This window comes from Candidatus Latescibacterota bacterium, assembly GCA_019038625.1.
GTDB lineage: Bacteria > Krumholzibacteriota > Krumholzibacteriia > Krumholzibacteriales > Krumholzibacteriaceae > JAGLYV01.
Genome location: JAHOYU010000078.1, coordinates 1 through 17,119, shown reverse-complemented (window position 1 = coordinate 17,119; position 17,119 = coordinate 1). Strand labels below are relative to the sequence as shown.

The following is a 17,119-nucleotide window of genomic DNA, read 5'->3' as shown; positions in this document are numbered from 1 at the left end:
ACCGTTTTCCTGTCCGATCTTTTTTCGAGTTGTCCTTCAACTCCTGTTTTTCATTCTATATTCCAGCCCCCGTGATTTTTTCAATCCTGTGAATTCCTTCACGAGGGAAATAGTACGCTTTTTCTCGATCTCGTTGTCTTCAGGATATTTCCTGACCTTCCGCTCTATTGCTCCACCATAAATGGCATCGGCCATCATTTCCTTGCCCTTCACCGTACGGACCATCACCGTGGTATATCCGTCCGTCGAACCAAGGCCGCCAACCGAAATGTCGGCATAATCGTTAGAGAAAAGTTCGCAGGAGAGACAGGCGGGCCTGACGATCTCCTCGATCTCTTTCAGCGGTATATGCACAGTCACTCCAGACTTCATGGTAAGCATGAAATCTTCCTTGATATTCACCCTGGCTATATCGTCGGCCGTTATCCCGTACTGCCGGATGAAGTCCTTGTCCAGGAGATGTTCCATCTCGAAGCACTGCATGCAGAACAGGCCGACGGCAAAGGTCACGATGTCAGCCGGCACTACATTGAGAATCTGCATTTTTCGGATTGCGCCTATCTGACAAGGGGTCCCCACAACTGCGACCCTGACAGTCTTTACAGCCCCAAGTTCCTGTATGTATTTCACGACTGGCACAAAAGTCGAATATCCTTCGCCCATCTCTTCCAGATGAGGCAACTCTGAAAAATGTGACCCGGCGGCCTCTATAAGTTCTTCTCTTGTCGTCGCTACTTTTACTTCTCTTTTCAACAGGGACTTCCCGAGAGATACGACAGCCCCATCGATATGTCCCTTGTCCAGCATATTTGCCAGAAGCGCGGTAACTACGCCTCCGTCTGTAGCAACTTTCCGTATCCCCAAGTCTGTGCTCCTGGCCGAAAAGACATCCATGAAGTGCCCGATCGGCTCTTTCCAGTTGTACGCTTCGTCGACTTCTTCCTTCATCGGATGAGTCTGGGGACAGACCATGTAGCACATCCCGCACTGGAGGCAGAGATCCTTGTCCTTGTAATCCGGGTATCCTTTATCATCCATCACGAGCGCCCCGATCCTGTTCGCGGAGCAGAACGACACGCATCCTCCACACTTTCCACAAAGATCTGCCAGGACTACTTCTTCCCTGAGATCGTCAAATGACCATATTTTTTCAGGTTTCATGAGCTCTCCTCTTACAGGGTCTCCCTGAAGACGTCCGCAGCCAGACGGACCATTACCACTTGTTATTCAGCTCTTCATCTACCATCAACTTAATCTCTTCTACATTTTTCTTATCAGGATGCAGCTTATTGTCGATCACTCTGCATCGTATCGTCTGAATCATCCTGTCCAGATCCCTGGCCTGTTCCAGCCTTTCCTTGGACGCGTATCCCTGCTTGACCGCCATATCTCTCAAAATGCTGATCACATCGGTGAACTTGACATTCTGGGGGCAAAGAGCCGCGCAGGTGTAACATCTCGAACACATCCAGAGGATATCAGACGAGAGTACCTCTTCGCGCATCCCCAAGACGGCCATCCTGATGATCCGTCTCGGATCATATTCGTCGTGTACTTCGGCTACGGGACAGGATGCTGTGCATGTGCCACATGTGAAGCAGCGCATGAAACTCTCAGCTCCCGGCTGGGACGCGATCTCGTTCTTGAAGTTGGGATCCTTCTCGCTGAGTATGATCTTTTCCATCCGGTCATTCTCCTTTTAAAACGCTTCTGGTATTTTCTTCAGTTCGGCCAGCGAAAAAACCGGGCCGTCGATACATATATATTTCGAGCCGATATTGCATCTTCCGCATTTACCGATCCCGCATTTCATTCTTCTCTCGAGCGATGTATAGATCCGGTCGTCAGCAAACTTCAGCTCGCTGAGGACAGGCAGGGTAAACTTGATCATGATCGGGGGGCCACAGACGACGACCCAGGTGTTCTCCGTCGAGGGAGCGATCTCTTTTGTCACCGCGGGAACAAAGCCGGTCCTGCCATCCCATCCATCCGCCGGATTGTCTATCGTGAGCTGAATATCGATGTCATCGCGTTTCTGCCACTCTGAGATCTCATCTTTGTAAATGAAAAGCTCCGGTGCCCTCGCTCCGTAGATCACCGTTATATCCCCATAGTCTTCACGATGTTCAAGCATGTAGACTATCAGGGACCTGAGGGTAGTAAATGCGAAGCCTCCACCGATGATGACTACATTCCCACCTTTAAATTTCTCAACCGGATACCAGTTCCCCATCGGGCCACGGATACCTATAGTGTCGCCTTCCCGCAGGTAATGAATCTCGTTCGTCACAGAACCCGTCCTGCTCACGGTAAACCGCAGAAAATCGGTCTCAGTCGGTGACGACGCTATTCCGAACGGCGATTCGCCCAGTCCGAGCAGCGACCATTCACAAAACTGCCCCGGCATATATTCGAAATTCTTTTTATCTTCCTCATTCACAAAAACGAGGTCAAACGTACGCAATGCCTTGTCGGGATCTTCGATCTCTATCCGCTCCACTTTCATCTGGATGGGGATATATGTATTGCTCATCTGGACTTCCTTACGCTTCTGAGGTCATGACTGCTCTCACGACATCCCTGATATCGAGGTTGACTGGACAGACCGACACACATCTCCCGCAACCAGTGCAGAGATGCTCATCATAATTGCTTATAAAATAACTGAACTTGTGCATGAACCTCTGCCTGAGGCGATCCTTCGACATATCTCTCGGATTATGTCCGGACGCCTCCTTTGTAAAGAGGGGGAACATGCATGTGTCCCAGATCCGTATCCTTTTTCCTTTTTTACCCTTCTTCCCCTCATCCTGCACATCGAAACAATGACAGGTGGAGCAGATAAAGGCACAGGCGCCGCAATTGACGCATTTCGCTCCAATATCGTCCCAGACAGGTTTGAAGAAAAGATCCGCCATCTTTTCCGCTATGCCTTCCATGCCAAAGGCCTCTCCCATCAAACCCTCCGCCTTTTCTCTGACTGCCTTTATCGTAGCAAGATCTTTTTTGGTCGCTTCCGCCCATCCTTTGAGGGACCCGATAAACTTCTTTCCCTTTTCACTCACCGGATCGAGGATAAAAGCTTCTTCCGTATCTACGACCTTCACATCCATGCCCGCATCGTCGTGAGGCCCGGACCCAAACCAGTTGCAGAAACATGTTGAGCGGGGTTCGTTACAGGCAGTGCCAAAGATGATGGCATCGTCGTATTTTTCCTTCCAGTAGGGATCCTCGAACATGTCATTGCCCGGCTTCTGCCACGCGCTGCCGAAGACCTTGTCGAGAAGTCTCAGGCTCCTCGCGTCACAACCCCTCAGCCCCCAAACCACTATCGGCCTGACATCTCTTTCAACTTTCTTTATCTCTTCACCTTCATATTCAAAGAGCACTTCCGAATGCGGGAAGAATATCTCCTTCGGCGATTTGTCCGTATTGAAGATGTTGTGATCGATTCCTGCCGGATCCTCTACAGGCGCGAACATGGTGTTCTTTCCATCCAGGGCAGGAGCATACACAGCCCGGGTCTCCATGAGAGTCCGGATGAATTCATCGATCCTTTCCTTTTCTATTCTGATCATTCTCCCTACCCCATTATGAAATCCTGGTTCTCATCTTCCTTGAAATCGGCCATGGCCGGTTTGTTTTCTAATCCTGTTCCCGTAACGCTACCGAATCTGTCCCTGACTTCCTTGGCCACCTTCCTGTTAAGAAGAAGCAGTTTTATGTCCATCGGACAGGCTCTTTCACAGGCTCCACATTCCACACACCTGCCGGCTACGTGAAGATTCCTGATAATGTGAAATATCATCGTATCGGTTATCTCGGGCGATTTGCCTATCCACTGAGGGTCGTTCTGGTCGACAAAGCAGACGTTGCAATAACAGGACGGGCAGACGTTTCTACACGCGTAGCAACGTATACAGGCCGAATATTCCTGCTCCATCCGTGCCCATCTCTCCCCTGAATCCAGCTTCTCGAACTCCTCCACCTCAACGTAGGCATTCTCGTCGCTCCCGGGTTCGCGGGCTTCGCCAATGAAAAGGTCGTGTTCCACGGCATCACGACGCACACAGGTTACACATGAATCACTGATGACTTCGTCCAGCGGAAATGTCTGCTCGAATTCCCGTCCCTTCACCGTCACCCTTTCGCCATCGTCCGTGAATTCGAGGATCTCTTTTCCGTCCACCTTGCCGGTGACCTTCTTCATGTCGAGCACACCGTTGCATGGAACGCCGATTATGGTCACCTTTTCCCGATCGATCTGTTTTTCAGTTATATTCAGAACGAGGGACCTGGAATCACAACCTTTTACTACGACACCTATCTTCTTGTCGTCCTTCGCCAGCTCTCTCCTGTCTTTTGTGAAATAGACGGAGAGGTTGTTCCTGCAGGTCGAGTCGAAGATCAGGCTGTCTGCCTTCTCTGCGGTATCGATGAATACGGGAGTCGATGCCCCGGGCATCGTGCCTTTTTCCCATCCTATCACCAGATCGACTTTTCCCTCGGTCAGAAGGCTTTTTACAGTCTCCCTCAATTCTTTCACTGTCATGCTCCCTTGACCAGTCTCTTCGCGGGACCGATCTTCTTTATATCCTCTGTGACCTTGCTGACTACTTCCGCGAAACGCTCTCCCTCACCGGCAGATATCCAGGAGAACTGGACCCTGTCCGGCTCTATTCCGACGAACTCGAGAAGAGGCTTGAGAACCGCGAAACGTCTTCGCGCGACATAGTTGCCCGAAATATAATGACAATCTCCAGGATGACATCCCGAAACCAGGACCCCATCGTACCCGCTCTGCAGACCCTTGAGGATAAAGAGAGGATCGACCCTGCCCGAACAGGGCACTCTCACTACACGGATGTTCGGCGGATATTGCATCCTCGAAACACCCGCGAGATCAGCCCCGGCGTATGAACACCAGTTACACAGGACTGCAAGAATCTTTGGCTCCCATTCACTCATTTAATCTCCAATTTGTTCTGTTATTGCCATATCCAGTGAATCAAAAACAGAATACAGCTGCTCGTTCGTAAACCCTCTCAAATCCAGTGCCCCGCAACGGCATGAAGCTGCGCATGCTCCACAACCCTTGCAGAGAGCCTCGTTGACAATGGCGATCTGCTTTTCCGGGTCGACCTCGATCGCGGAATAGGCGCATATAGATTCACAATAGGCACACCCCGAGCATCGGGATTCCTGGACCTGGCATATCGTGCCCTCGGCCAGGATCTCCTTCCTGTTAAGGAAGGTCAGCGCCCTGCTCGCCGCTGCCCTTGCCTGGGCGAGGGATTCGTCCATATCTTTCGGCCCGTGAGCCAGACCACATACGAAAACGCCTTCCGTAGCAAAATCAACAGGCCGCAGCTTCACGTGGGCCTCGAGGAACATCCCTTCCCCGTTCAGGGGGACCTTCAGCATCTTCGCCAACTCTTCGTTCTCTTTCGGCGCGTCGATCGCCTTGGCCAGGACAAGTAGATCTGCTTCGATAACGACTTCCTTTTCGAGGATCGGATCGACGACAGTGACTATAGCCCTGCTATCGGGTTCTTCCGGATCGATCAGCTTTACGACCGGTTTCTGTTCAAGTGAATATCGGAGAAATACTGCCCCTTCATCCCGGAGGTCAGTGTAATATTTCTCTCTGAACCCATAAGTCCTCATATCTCTGTACGCGAAGTAGATGTCTGCCTTCGCCTTGAGTTTTTTCAATTCGAGTGCGTTCTTGACCGCCTTGGTACAACAGACCCTGCTGCAGTACATCCGGCCTTCCTCTCTAGAACCTACGCACTGGATCATCACGACTTTATTCAGCCTGCCGACAGGAAAGTCGTTTTCCTTGAGCATGCGCTCGAACTCGACCTGGCTGACTATCCTCGTGCTTTTCCCCGACATGTATTCTTCGGTCTCGTGTTCTTCTCCGCCTGTCGCTACGATAACGACTCCATGATCAACCGTGCTGGAGCCCCCTCCATTACTTCCGTTCACCGTGGTCTTGAAATTGCCTATGTATCCAGCAATATTATCTATCCTACTTCCAGTAAAGACGTCTATCTTCTTGTGCCGCTTGACCTGCTTGATCAATTTCTTTAAGAAGACCTGGGGGTCGTCGCCGAAATTGAAAAAGATATTTCTCATATTCCCGCCGAGCTCGGCTTCCTTCTCGACCAGATATACCTGCTGCCCGGCATCGGCAAGCGACAGAGCCGCCGTCATGCCTGCAAGACCACCACCAACGACAAGGGCTTTCGGATCTATCCCTATCGGCAGCCTCTTCAACGGTGTAAGCCCTCTTGCTTTCGCGACACCCATCTCAACGAGGTCGCGGGATTTTGTCGTGGCCAGTTCTGGCTGATCCATATGGGGCCATGAACATTGATCGCGTATATTGGCCATCTCAAAGAGATAGGGGTTGAGCCCCTTCTCGTTGATCGTCTCCCTGAACAGAGGCTCATGAGTCCTGGGCGTACAAGCCGCGACCACTACCCGATTGAGTCCCTGCTCCTCGATCCTTTTCTTTATCGTTTCCAGGCCATCAGGTGAACAGGCATATATGACATCTTCGGAATGCTCGACATTTTCCAGGGTCGAGGCATATTCGGCCACGTTCTTCACGTCGACCACACCCGCGATATTAATCCCGCAGTGGCAGACAAACACGCCGACTCGCGGCCGGTCGCCTGAAACATCTTTTTCCTGTATGGCATCTTCGCCAGAGGGAAGTTCCTGTCTCTCAAGCTTGAGGAACCTCACCGCGTTGGCCACGGCTCCCGATGCCGATACGACCGACTCGGGGATATCCTTCGGCCCGTTCATCGCGCCGCAGACAAAGATCCCCTCGCGAGTCGTCTGAAGCGGTTTGAACCTGTCCGAACGGCAGAAACCAAATTCGTTGAGTTTGAAGTCCAGATCTTTCGACAGAACCTTGTTCGCTTCCCGGGCCTGAAGGCCGATCGAGAGTACGACCATGTCGAACTCCTCGTAGTGGATCTCGCCGTTCTCCAGCGTATGCCTCAGCCTCAGCGTGCCATCATCGTTTTCGAGGATGTCCGCGACCTTCGACCTTGTGAATTTCACGTTGTACTGATTCTCGGCCTTATCATAGTACTTGTCGAAATCCTTGCCGAACGCCCTTATATCCATGTAGAAGATCGTGGCATCGAGATCTTTTATATGTTCCCTGGCAATTATCGACTGTTTGATCGCGAACATACAACACGCCGATGAACAGTAATTTTTCTTTATCCCCTCGTCCCTCGACCCTACGCACTGGATGAACGCGAGCCTTTTTGGTTCTTTCCCGTCAGAGGCCCTGACCACGTGTCCTCCCAGCGGACCGGAAGCCGACAGCATCCTCTCAAACTCCAGGGAGGTGACTACATTGTCGTACCTTTTATATCCGAAATGACCGAATCCGATCGGGTCGAAGGGATCTATACCAGCAGCCATGATGACGGCGCCGACTTTGAGTTCGATCGCCTTGTCGGTATCGTCGTATTTTATCGCGCCGGCGGTACAGACCTTTTCGCAAAGTCTGCATACACCTTTTGTCAGGTAAAGGCACTTCTCCGCGTCGATCGTATATTCGGCCGGGATGGACTGGAGAAAATACCTCGAGATAGCCTTGCGGTTTCTCAGGCCTGTGTCGAAATCATCAGATATCTTGACAGGACACTTTTCCTCGCAGAGTCCGCAGGCCACGCATTTGACCGGATCGACATACTTCGCCCTCTCGGTGATAGTGCATGTAAAATTACCGGGGACTCCCGATATCGAATCAAGAGAAGAAAGGATATGAATAGTAATATTCGGATGCCTTGAACACTCACTCATCTTGGGCGAAAGGATGCACATGGAACAGTCGTTTGTAGGAAATGTCTTATCGAGCTGCGGCATGCGTCCGCCGATAGTCGGTGTATCCTCAATGAGATGTACTTTCACTCCCATATCCGCAAGATCAAGAGCTGCCTGAATCCCCGCTATTCCAGCGCCTACAACAAGTGCTGATTTCCTTTTGGTACCCATCGGTCCTTCCTTGAGCCTTCGCTGTGACTCGCCATGTTTGGCTATAGAAATATCTTTTTCTTTGCTTCGTTCTCACCCATCTCAATGATCTTTTCTGTGAATTCGTTCGCCACCCTGGCAAACTTCGGGCCTTCAGAGGCCGATATCCATGACAGCCGGAGCCTTTCCGATTCCAGGCCGAGCAATTCAAATACCTTTTTCACAATCGCGAATCTTCTGCGTGTATGGTAGTTTCCCACTTCGTAATGACAATCGCCTGGATGGCAGCCACCGAGAAACACTCCGTCGGAACCTTTCAGATACGCCTTGAGGATAAAAACAGGATCCACGCGGCTTGAGCACATCACCTTGATCGGTATGATCGCTGTCGGGTACTGCATCCTCCCCGTTCCGGCCAGATCCGCACCGGTATACGAACACCATGTGCAGAGAAAACTCGTTATTCTTGGTACGAATTTCTTTTCCATCTCCCGCTCCCCGGCCGGCTTCTATCCGCGCCTTCTATCAGTCAATAAATTCTGTAAACTCTTCTTCCTTGAACACCATCACAGGTATCGATTCCTCGATGTCCCTGCCGGGCACATATTCGAATATCGCCGCGGTCTGTTCGCCGACCTTCTTGAACACTGACGCCACCGGGATATCAGCCGGACAGACATCGGAACACTGGCCGCAACCTACACATGAAAAACTCATGTGGATCATCCTGCCTATATGAAAGAACATCGTATCCGGAGGAAGCCTCAGCGCCCCTTTCTGCTCCAGTTCTTTTTCGAAATACGGCATGTCGTTATCGAAATTTCTCGATTCGAAATCACAGATCATGCAATAACATATCGGACAGACCCTGCTGCAACCGTGACATCCCAGACATTTTCCGAACGTATCGATAACGGCATCCAGCCCACCCTTGCCCGACATCACCGCGCCGTAAAGCCTCTCTTTTTCAGCCGCCCTTTTTGATGCCAGCCCCTCGGTAATCGAGCTATCGAAATCTTCTTCGGCAGGGTCCGGGCCGAACCCCTTCGCCATTTCCCTGGCCAGATCGGTGTTCAGATATATATGGCACCTGGTCCCGGCATCTTCCTGGCCTGCCATAGAAACGGTTATGTCGGCATTCATGGGAACAAAATATTCACATGCCTTGCAGGTATCACGAGTCTCGGGATGTATATCTCCAGCAAAACAATGATTTTCATAATCGCCGACCTTGTCACTGTCGAATCCGCTGACGACCCTGTCCCGCGTCAGGACTCCACCGCAGGTCATGGATATTGTCAGGATATTCTCCAGGCTGCCCTGCTCCCTCTTTGCTCTTTCGATAAAGGCTCTGAGTTCGCATGGCTTCAGGACCACGGCTATCGGTTCTGCCGGTGGAGCGAAGGAGGAAAGAACCTGTCCCGCGTTCGCTATCATGACCGGCGCCAGCGGTTCCGCTGTTTCCATCCCGGCCTCTTCAGTGATCAGGCCGAGGTCATAAGAGCCGGTTTTCGAATCCTTTCTCAAGGAAAATACAGCTGAGACTCTCCCGCTCTCGAGCAGATAGGCGATTAGCTCTTTCAATCCTTTAGAGGAAGCTTTCTGTACATCTATCCTACTCATGAGCAGCCTCCTCTCCCTCGGCTTCTTTCACTATCTCGTGTACCTGGGGCACTTCTTTCTCCTCATATTTTCTCAGTGGCAGGGGAACTCCGTCGTTGCGGCCGGCAGTATATTCGAACGCCGGCTGCGTGATGTCGGCCATGTAACTGAAAATTTCCGCGACAGGTATATCGACCGGGCATGCGTCGGTGCACATTCCGCAGGATACGCAGGAGAGACTCATGTGAGTCATCCTGCCCGTATGGAACATCACTCTGTCAGACGGAAATGCGAATCCACCACGTTTTTTTGCGGTCTCAAGAATAAAATCGGAAGTCTTCTTTGCGACTTCCGAATCAAAATAACATTGTCTGCAATAACAGATGGGACATACGGCCATGCAATTGTGACATCCGATACATTCACTGAACGTGCCCATGAGACCATCCAGCCCCTGAACCTTTTTGCCTGTTTCGGCGAGAGTAGTGGTCCGTGTCCCTGTCTTCTTTTCCTTCAGCCCCGCGACCGTCTTCTTCCAGTCGGAAATATCATCGGAACATTCCATCCCCATTGATTCCAGTACTTCCCCACCCTTATTACTGAACGGAAGGACGATAACCGAATCTTCAGACTCTCCGAACCATCCGAAATGAATGTCGGAGTCTACCTGTGAAAACTCGTCGCAGATGATACAGGCCGGTTTGACATTTTCCTCTGCGGGCGTACCTGCCGACATGACTGCCTGAAAATTCTTTTCGCCAACCCCCGGATCTTTCACATAATCGCGGAAAGGAATGGCGCCCGGGCAATCGTAACTGACCAGGATCACTTTCTCGAGGTTCACCTGATTGAGCTTGAGGAGCTCAAACGTCCCCCGTATCTCGCAGGGCCTCATCACGGCCATCACAGTCAGCTCGCCGTGCCCTTTCCTTGTCAGGCTCTTCAGAGCTTTCGCTCCCTGGACCGGCATTACGGGCGCTATCGGCGAGGCCTCATCAAGGATCGACATGTCTGTCGCCAGTATCCATGCGTAAGAATTCCCTGCCGGGACTTTTACCGGGACAAGAACCGCGTCGGCGACCTTCTTTTCCACCGCCATCCTGAGAAAAGCTCTTATCGCCTCTCCCGGACCGTCAGCCGCCTTCGTCTTCGCTCCCAGTGCTGCAGAATCGTTCATCGTATAGCCTCTCTCATTTCTTCGTATAGCTGGGTATTGGTAAAATGTTTCGTGCGGAGCGCGCCCGACGGGCAGCTTCCGAAACAGTTTCCGCAACCTCTGCACACCGCTTCGTTGACAACGGATATGCCTCTACCCTCATCGTAATAAATCGCCCCGTAAACACAGACATCGAGACAATTTCCACATCCCGTGCAATACGCTTCGAGGATCTCGGAGACCTTGATCTCGGGTGTGATCTTTCCTCCTGGAATCAGCTGACTGAGTATCTTTCCCGCCGAGGCCTGCGCGAACAGCATCGAATCCGTTATACCCTTGGGGCTGTGCGCTGCTCCAACTACAAATACACCCTCGATCGATGTAGCGACCGGGTTGGTAGTCTGGTGGATCTCCTGATAATACCCCGACTCGCTCAATGGAACGCCCAGAAGCTCGGCCATACCTTCCGTTCCCTCGGACGGTTCTAGAGCAGGAGCCAGGATGACCAGGTCGAAATCGAGGGCCTCGGACTTGCCGTCCATCCCTTCAGCGTTGACTTTTGTTCCTGCTATTGTCAATTCCCGTACTCTCTTGAACTCAACCCCGCGTCCTTCGGTCTCTTTCTGGAATCCCTGGTCAGCCTTGTCCGGCAGACAGAGCCCCCGGTGAAACTCTATGACCCTCATATCCGCCGACTGATCCTTCAGATAGCCAGCGATCTTCATCATATAGTTGCAACAGATCCTCGAACAGTATCCCTTTTCCTCTCTGCCTACGCAGTGGATCAGGGCAACCGATTTTGGTTCCCCACCCGATTTCAACGAGATCTTCCCATCTTTCGCGAACATCCGCTCTGCGTCCATGGATGTGATGACTTCATCTGCTTCCGAATACTTCAGGCCATCGAGAGCGGATGGATCAGACATCCCGCTGCCCGTTGCGACTATTATCGCTCCGACCTTGAGCTCTCTTTCCTCTCCGCCTTCCCCACCGGCTACCATTACTTCGAAATTGCCGAGGAACCCGATAACGTTTTTAAGTTCCGATTCGAGGTATACCTTTATCCTGTCATTGCCGAGCACACTCTCTATCTTTTCTCTGATCTTTGCTGATCCTCCACCCTGCCTGGGAAGAAGTCCGCCGAACAAAACAGCCTTACCGCCGAGATGGTCATCCTTTTCGACCAGATAGACCATTCTATCTTTTGCCGCGAGAGAAAGAGATGCTTCGATCCCCGCTATCCCGCCGCCGACTATGATGACATCCGGATTGATATCGAGTTTCTTCTCCATGAGAGCCGACTGAAACAGCACCCTGTTGATACCAGCCCTCATGTATGTGATCGCCTTATCAGTAGCCTGGTCCTTATCCGGAATGATCCACGCACAGTGCTCACGGATATTGATTATCTTGTAAAGGAACGGATTGAGGCTGGTCTTCTTGCAGACCGCGATGAAGGTCTTGTCATGGTCGCGGGGCGAACAGGCGCCCAGAACAAGATGAGTAAGTCCATTATTGTTAATCTCATCTTCAAGAAATGTTTTTCCATCTCCTGAACAGAGCAGGCCGAATCTCTTCACGACAAGCTCGATATCCCTGTACTCCTCGAGTCCGGGCAGAGCCTCCAGTATCCTGTCGATATCTATCTTCTCGGAGATGTTCGGGCCGCATTCACATACATATACTCCGACTTTTGCTTTCATCCGGTCACCTTCCCAAGATATGACATCACTCTGCCGACTACTGCTTCCGCCTGGATGACAGCCGTCTGAACGTCTTTTGGTCCTTCCGCAGTTCCGGCGACGAACAGGCCCTCTCTTGATGTTTCAACTGAACCAGCGACATCGTCCTTCACCGCCATAAAGCCATGCTGATCCAGCTCGAGGCCCACCATCTCCGCCAGCGTCCCGGCTTCGGGATCGGGTACGACAGCAGTAGCCAATATCACCATGTCCGCGTCCAGCGATTCATCGGACCCGTCTCCACTGCTATAGGAAACCTTCATTCCCGAACCGTTCCCCGACACTTTCACGCTGTCTATCGCGGGAGAAAAGATCATCTTCGTATCGGCTCCCTCTACTTTTCTAAAGAATTTCTGATAGTTTTTGTCTGGCACGCAGACATCTGAATAGATATTGAATATCTCCGCGTCGGGCAGTTTCTTTTTTATGAAATGAGCAAATTTCATCGAATACATGCAACAGACGCTGGAACAATAGCCCACTTCCTCGCGCCCGACACAATGTACGATGACTACTTTTTCAGGATTCTTTTCAGAGTCACGGAGGGTCAATTCTCCCAGGGTCGGGCCGTTCGACGCGAAAAGCCTCTCAAATTCGAAAGGCGTATATACTCCGGGAAGTTTTCCGTATCCGAGCTGAGGCAGGGTAGTGGCATCATAGTTCCCGGCTCCGGTCGCGACGACGATCGCTCCCACGTCAAGCTCCACAATCTCATCTGTATCATCAAGCTTTATCGCTCCGAACATGCATGAATCGGCGCAGGCACTGCACTCTTCTTTCCCCGTGAGCTTGAGGCAGATCTGAGCATCTATGACCGGCACATTGGGAAGCGCACCCGCGCAGGGAACGTAAATAGCTTTTATATCACCGAGATTTTCTTCCCATTCGTTCTTCTGCGTTACGGGACAAGGCTCGTAACACATCCCGCACCCTATACAATCGGTCATACTGACATAACGGGCGTTCTTCTTTATTGTGACGTGGAAAGTACCTGCTTCGCCCTCTATTTTTTCCACATTACTAAAAGTCATGGTCACGATATTAGGATTCTGCAGCACGTCCTGCTGCACGGGCGCCACCATACAGGTGGAACATTCGAGATTGGGAAAACTCTCCTCGTCCTTGATGACCTTGCCCCCGATCAGGGGCAGCCGTTCGACAATGTGGACCTTCTTGCCGGCATGTGCCAGTTCAAGGGCCGCTGTCATCCCGGCCAGGCCGGCTCCGATTATCAGAACGTTTTCTGAATGACTCATATTTGCTTAACCTTTACTATAAGCCTGACATCTTATTGATCGGGTTGGGTCCCAATTGCCTGATCTTATCTGAAAAACCGTTTACGACTTCAGCGTAGCGGTTGCCCTCGGCGGCGGAGATCCATGACAATTTCAGCCTTTCGGATTCGAGGCCAAGAGACTCCATCACTTTTTTCAGAAGAGCGTACCGGCGCCTCGCGTAATAGTTGCCAGCTCCATAGTGGCAATCGCCCGGATGACATCCTGCGATCAACACGCCGTCTGCGCCGCTGAAAAAAGTCGTCAAAACGAGATTATGGTCGACCCTGCTCGAACACATCACCCTGATTACGGTGAGTGCCGGATCGATCTCCATCTTCGACGAACCCGCGAGATCAGCTGCCGCGTATGTGCACCAGTTGCACAGAAATCCGACTATTTTTGGTTTAAATTGATCCAGTTCCTGATTTTCCATGATCTCCTGCATCTTCCCTGTCCAGAACCGATGATAAGGAAGGGGCGTCCAAATAACGAAGCCACAGGCTCCTCTTTTCGGAGCGCCCCTGATCCGATCTCTCTAAAGCTGTATCTGAGCCGTATGCTTGCCAGTACCGTCGCTCGAACACATGAGAAGGGGCTTGCCTGTCTTCTCGGCCCATGCCTTGATATCCGTAGGAAACGAAGGGCAATCCGCTGTTACTTCAAGGATCTCGCCTCCGGTCAGCGTCGGGATCAAAGCCATTACCTTGAGTATCGGCTGGGGGCACTTCAACCCCATCGCGTCCAGCTGTACTACAGCCATAATTTTCTCCTCTCTGTCAATCGTGTCTAGAACGAGAATGTAAGTCCGGCGCCATCTGCCGCTCCGACAAATGTAGTTGCGCCGACTACTTCTACTTCCTCCATAAGATCTTCTTCTTTGATGCCGTTTGCCTCCAACGCCAGCTCACACATCAGAAGTCGCGCGCCCAGCATTTTCAGCCCTTCCATCATCTCCATGAGATCCGGCATGTTCGCCGTCTCTTCGTTCAGCTTTTCCATCGCGCCTTTGACAAGGATCGGGGCTCCGCCGGGGGTGAAGTAGATGATCACTTCGTCGCCGGTAGCTGCCGCGGACACCGCCAGCGTTATCGCCGGGAAAATGTTGTCAGCTTTCGCGCCGTTTATGGTCATTGCCATCTTGCTCATAAGAACTCCTTTCAGAACCGGTCTTAACCCTTATCGAGAGGATTTGCCGGGTCGGCTGCCCATTCAGACATGGCGCCGTCATATACCCTCACATTCGGATATTCCAGAATAGCGTTAAGGACCATGTAGATCATTCCTGCTCTTATGCTTGTGTCACAGTAGAGGATGTTCTGATTGCCAGATACGATTCCAGCCGCCGTAAACAGCGCCGCAAGCTCGTCCTTGCTCTTTACCGTTCCATCAGCATTGAGGATACTGTTGAAATCGAACCGGACCGCTCCGGGAAGATGACCCTTCCGCTCGGTAATGCCCTTCTCGCCGGCATATTCTTCGGGATCCCTGACATCTACGAGCATTACGCCCTCTTTGCCCAGGGAAGTCTTTACCTCGGCCATGGGAATACAGATCGACATGTCTGCTGTTCCATTGAATTCGACCGCAGCGATCTCGGTAGCCTGCTTCGTCACTTTCTTGCGACCCTTCCTCCACATCTTCATATGTCCGTCAAGGATCCTGACGTCCTTACAGCCGGCACATTTCAGGATCCAGTAGAGTCTTCCCGCAAATCTGCTCTTGCCGCTGTCATAGATGACGACCGTCTTGTCGGCACTTATTCCCCTGGCACCGAGATATGCGGCTATCTCATCAGAATTCTTGCAGATAGCCTTGATTTCTCCATCCTGATAGAGGTCCTGGTGCCAGATATTGATCGCGCCAGGCAGGTGGACTTTCGCGTAGTCCGTTGCTTTTCTCGCAGAGACTATGACTAGATCTCCACCGTCCATCAGGTCGGCCAGCTCTTTTACAGATATGACCTGCGCGTTGATCCCCTGGGAAAACAGTATCGCCAGGACTACCGCCGCTATGATCGTCAGGTTCCTTTTCATGTCGCCTCCTTCATTGGCGGCCTTTGTCATCAGACAAGGGCACCATTTACATGAACTTCACCTGCATCTGGATAAAGAGGGCGTCGTTATCGTCAGCGGGTACCTTCTCCTCGATAGCACGCTGATAATTGACCTGGATCCTCGTCCATTCGTTGATGAAGTAGTTAAAACCGATTGTGTGGATATGCATTATATCCTCTTCGAATTCCTTGTCCGGATCGTAGAGCTCATACTTGATAACGGGCTGCAAGTTCCACTTGGTGTTGTACATGGCAGTAAGGTGAAAACCCTGTTTCTCGAACGATCCGAGTACGGTCGTGGCAACCTCCCCACATCCTCCTCCGGTCGTGGAGGAGCCTTCATCCTTACCATAGATATATTCGCCCTGGAGCATAAAGTCCTTGTACTCAGCGGTGAAGTCCAGGCCGAAACGGGTAAACTTGTCGTCGTCAGGATCCACAGCATCCTTATCGTTTGACTCGGCGTTACCGAATTTGAATCCGGTTCCGACTGTGACCCTGCTGCATGGCGAATAGGTCGCGCGCCCTACAAAATCCTTACCCTTGTTCCCGTCTTCTTGATTCAGCCCGACACCGTTCATCACTGCAACGCTATAGTTGAACTTGCCACCCAGCGTACCAAGAAGCATTACACCCATATCTCTGTCCATCGCGAGGTTATCGGTAACCATCGATCTTTCAACGGTGTTCAGCGCGGAGCAGGATGTGTTTCTCTCCAGACCGAACGGCTGCTTGAACTGACCGAAGGAGATCTTTGCCTTTTCTCCGAAACGCGTATATGTGATAAACGCGTCCAGAAGATAGGGAGATTCCTCCTTCATAGGACCAAATTCCATCATGAAATAATAACTGATGTCGTAAGGAACGTTTCCGACAGCGCCGATCCTGGCCCTGTTGAAACTGAAGGTCAGTTCTCTGTCATCCGCATCGGGGCGCGGAGAGAAATTGATCTGAGGCTGGATGAATCCTACGATATTTACGCCCTCTTCCGATCCGCCCGAAAGGCATCCCTGCGCCTGCAGGGACATAGGAAGAGCCAGCATGACTACCAGCAACATGAACATCAGATTACGCATCGTTTCTCCTTTTTTCGGTGGGAAACCAGAGTCTCATGCCCCGCTTCCCTTTTTCGATCTATCTTTTTAAAATAGTCCGAGAGTCAATCACTCCCAGACTAACCAGAACAATTTGTCAGCTACCTGATACGATCGGGTAATTCGGATTTGCGTCGACCCACTTGTGGCCTGAAAGCGCATCATAGATCATGGCGTTCACGCCGAAC

The 17,119-nt window shown here is 51.5% G+C and carries 17 protein-coding genes; all 17 read right to left on the bottom strand.

The features are described 5' to 3' along the window. Positions 1-36: 36 nt before the first annotated feature. Positions 37-1,161, bottom strand: a complete 1,125-nt coding sequence (locus tag KOO63_05860; protein MBU8921327.1) for a Coenzyme F420 hydrogenase/dehydrogenase, beta subunit C-terminal domain — start codon at positions 1,159-1,161, stop codon at positions 37-39. Between the two features lie 52 nt (positions 1,162-1,213). Then, entirely contained in the window at positions 1,214-1,684 is a 471-nt protein-coding gene (locus KOO63_05855) for a 4Fe-4S dicluster domain-containing protein (protein ID MBU8921326.1), read from the bottom strand. Between the two features lie 15 nt (positions 1,685-1,699). Beyond that, positions 1,700-2,533, bottom strand: a complete 834-nt coding sequence (locus tag KOO63_05850) for an FAD/NAD(P)-binding protein (protein MBU8921325.1) — start codon at positions 2,531-2,533, stop codon at positions 1,700-1,702. A 10-nt stretch (positions 2,534-2,543) separates the two neighbouring features. Then, positions 2,544-3,578: a 4Fe-4S dicluster domain-containing protein gene (locus KOO63_05845; GenBank protein MBU8921324.1), complete on the bottom strand. Its 1,035-nt coding sequence runs from the start codon at positions 3,576-3,578 to the stop codon at positions 2,544-2,546. A gap of 5 nt (positions 3,579-3,583) precedes the next feature. Next, positions 3,584-4,546, bottom strand: coding sequence for a 4Fe-4S dicluster domain-containing protein (locus tag KOO63_05840; GenBank protein ID MBU8921323.1), 963 nt, complete (start codon positions 4,544-4,546; stop codon positions 3,584-3,586). Positions 4,547-4,548: 2 nt separating this feature from the next. Continuing rightward, positions 4,549-4,968, bottom strand: coding sequence for a hydrogenase iron-sulfur subunit (locus KOO63_05835; GenBank protein ID MBU8921322.1), 420 nt, complete (start codon positions 4,966-4,968; stop codon positions 4,549-4,551). Beyond that, a complete protein-coding gene (locus KOO63_05830) occupies positions 4,969-8,028 on the bottom strand; it encodes an FAD-dependent oxidoreductase (GenBank protein MBU8921321.1) in 3,060 nt (1,019 codons plus the stop codon). It abuts the gene before it with no gap. A 41-nt stretch (positions 8,029-8,069) separates the two neighbouring features. Next, positions 8,070-8,495 carry a hydrogenase iron-sulfur subunit gene (locus KOO63_05825; protein MBU8921320.1) on the bottom strand — a complete coding sequence of 142 codons (426 nt, stop codon included), beginning with the start codon at positions 8,493-8,495 and terminating at the stop codon, positions 8,070-8,072. A gap of 37 nt (positions 8,496-8,532) precedes the next feature. Beyond that, positions 8,533-9,630 carry a Coenzyme F420 hydrogenase/dehydrogenase, beta subunit C-terminal domain gene (locus tag KOO63_05820; GenBank protein ID MBU8921319.1) on the bottom strand — a complete coding sequence of 366 codons (1,098 nt, stop codon included), beginning with the start codon at positions 9,628-9,630 and terminating at the stop codon, positions 8,533-8,535. Beyond that, positions 9,623-10,786, bottom strand: coding sequence for a hypothetical protein (locus KOO63_05815; GenBank protein MBU8921318.1), 1,164 nt, complete (start codon positions 10,784-10,786; stop codon positions 9,623-9,625). Before KOO63_05815 ends, KOO63_05820 begins: the two co-directional genes overlap by 8 nt. Continuing rightward, entirely contained in the window at positions 10,783-12,468 is a 1,686-nt protein-coding gene (locus KOO63_05810) for an FAD-dependent oxidoreductase (GenBank protein MBU8921317.1), read from the bottom strand. Before KOO63_05810 ends, KOO63_05815 begins: the two co-directional genes overlap by 4 nt. Continuing rightward, the gene (locus KOO63_05805) at positions 12,465-13,763 is read right to left on the bottom strand and encodes an FAD-dependent oxidoreductase (GenBank protein ID MBU8921316.1); all 1,299 of its coding nucleotides are present in this window, start codon (positions 13,761-13,763) and stop codon (positions 12,465-12,467) included. The genes KOO63_05810 and KOO63_05805 overlap by 4 nt, the downstream gene beginning before the upstream one ends. A 16-nt stretch (positions 13,764-13,779) precedes the next feature. Then, positions 13,780-14,217: a hydrogenase iron-sulfur subunit gene (locus KOO63_05800; GenBank protein MBU8921315.1), complete on the bottom strand. Its 438-nt coding sequence runs from the start codon at positions 14,215-14,217 to the stop codon at positions 13,780-13,782. Between the two features lie 102 nt (positions 14,218-14,319). Then, positions 14,320-14,544, bottom strand: coding sequence for a sulfurtransferase TusA family protein (locus KOO63_05795; GenBank protein ID MBU8921314.1), 225 nt, complete (start codon positions 14,542-14,544; stop codon positions 14,320-14,322). Positions 14,545-14,570: 26 nt separating this feature from the next. Beyond that, positions 14,571-14,930: a DsrE/DsrF/DrsH-like family protein gene (locus tag KOO63_05790; GenBank protein ID MBU8921313.1), complete on the bottom strand. Its 360-nt coding sequence runs from the start codon at positions 14,928-14,930 to the stop codon at positions 14,571-14,573. A 23-nt stretch (positions 14,931-14,953) separates the two neighbouring features. Then, positions 14,954-15,817 (bottom strand): sulfurtransferase, encoded by an 864-nt coding sequence (locus tag KOO63_05785; GenBank protein MBU8921312.1) that lies wholly within the window; start codon positions 15,815-15,817, stop codon positions 14,954-14,956. Between the two features lie 46 nt (positions 15,818-15,863). Then, positions 15,864-16,913 (bottom strand): OprO/OprP family phosphate-selective porin, encoded by a 1,050-nt coding sequence (locus tag KOO63_05780; GenBank protein ID MBU8921311.1) that lies wholly within the window; start codon positions 16,911-16,913, stop codon positions 15,864-15,866. Positions 16,914-17,119 lie beyond the last annotated feature (206 nt).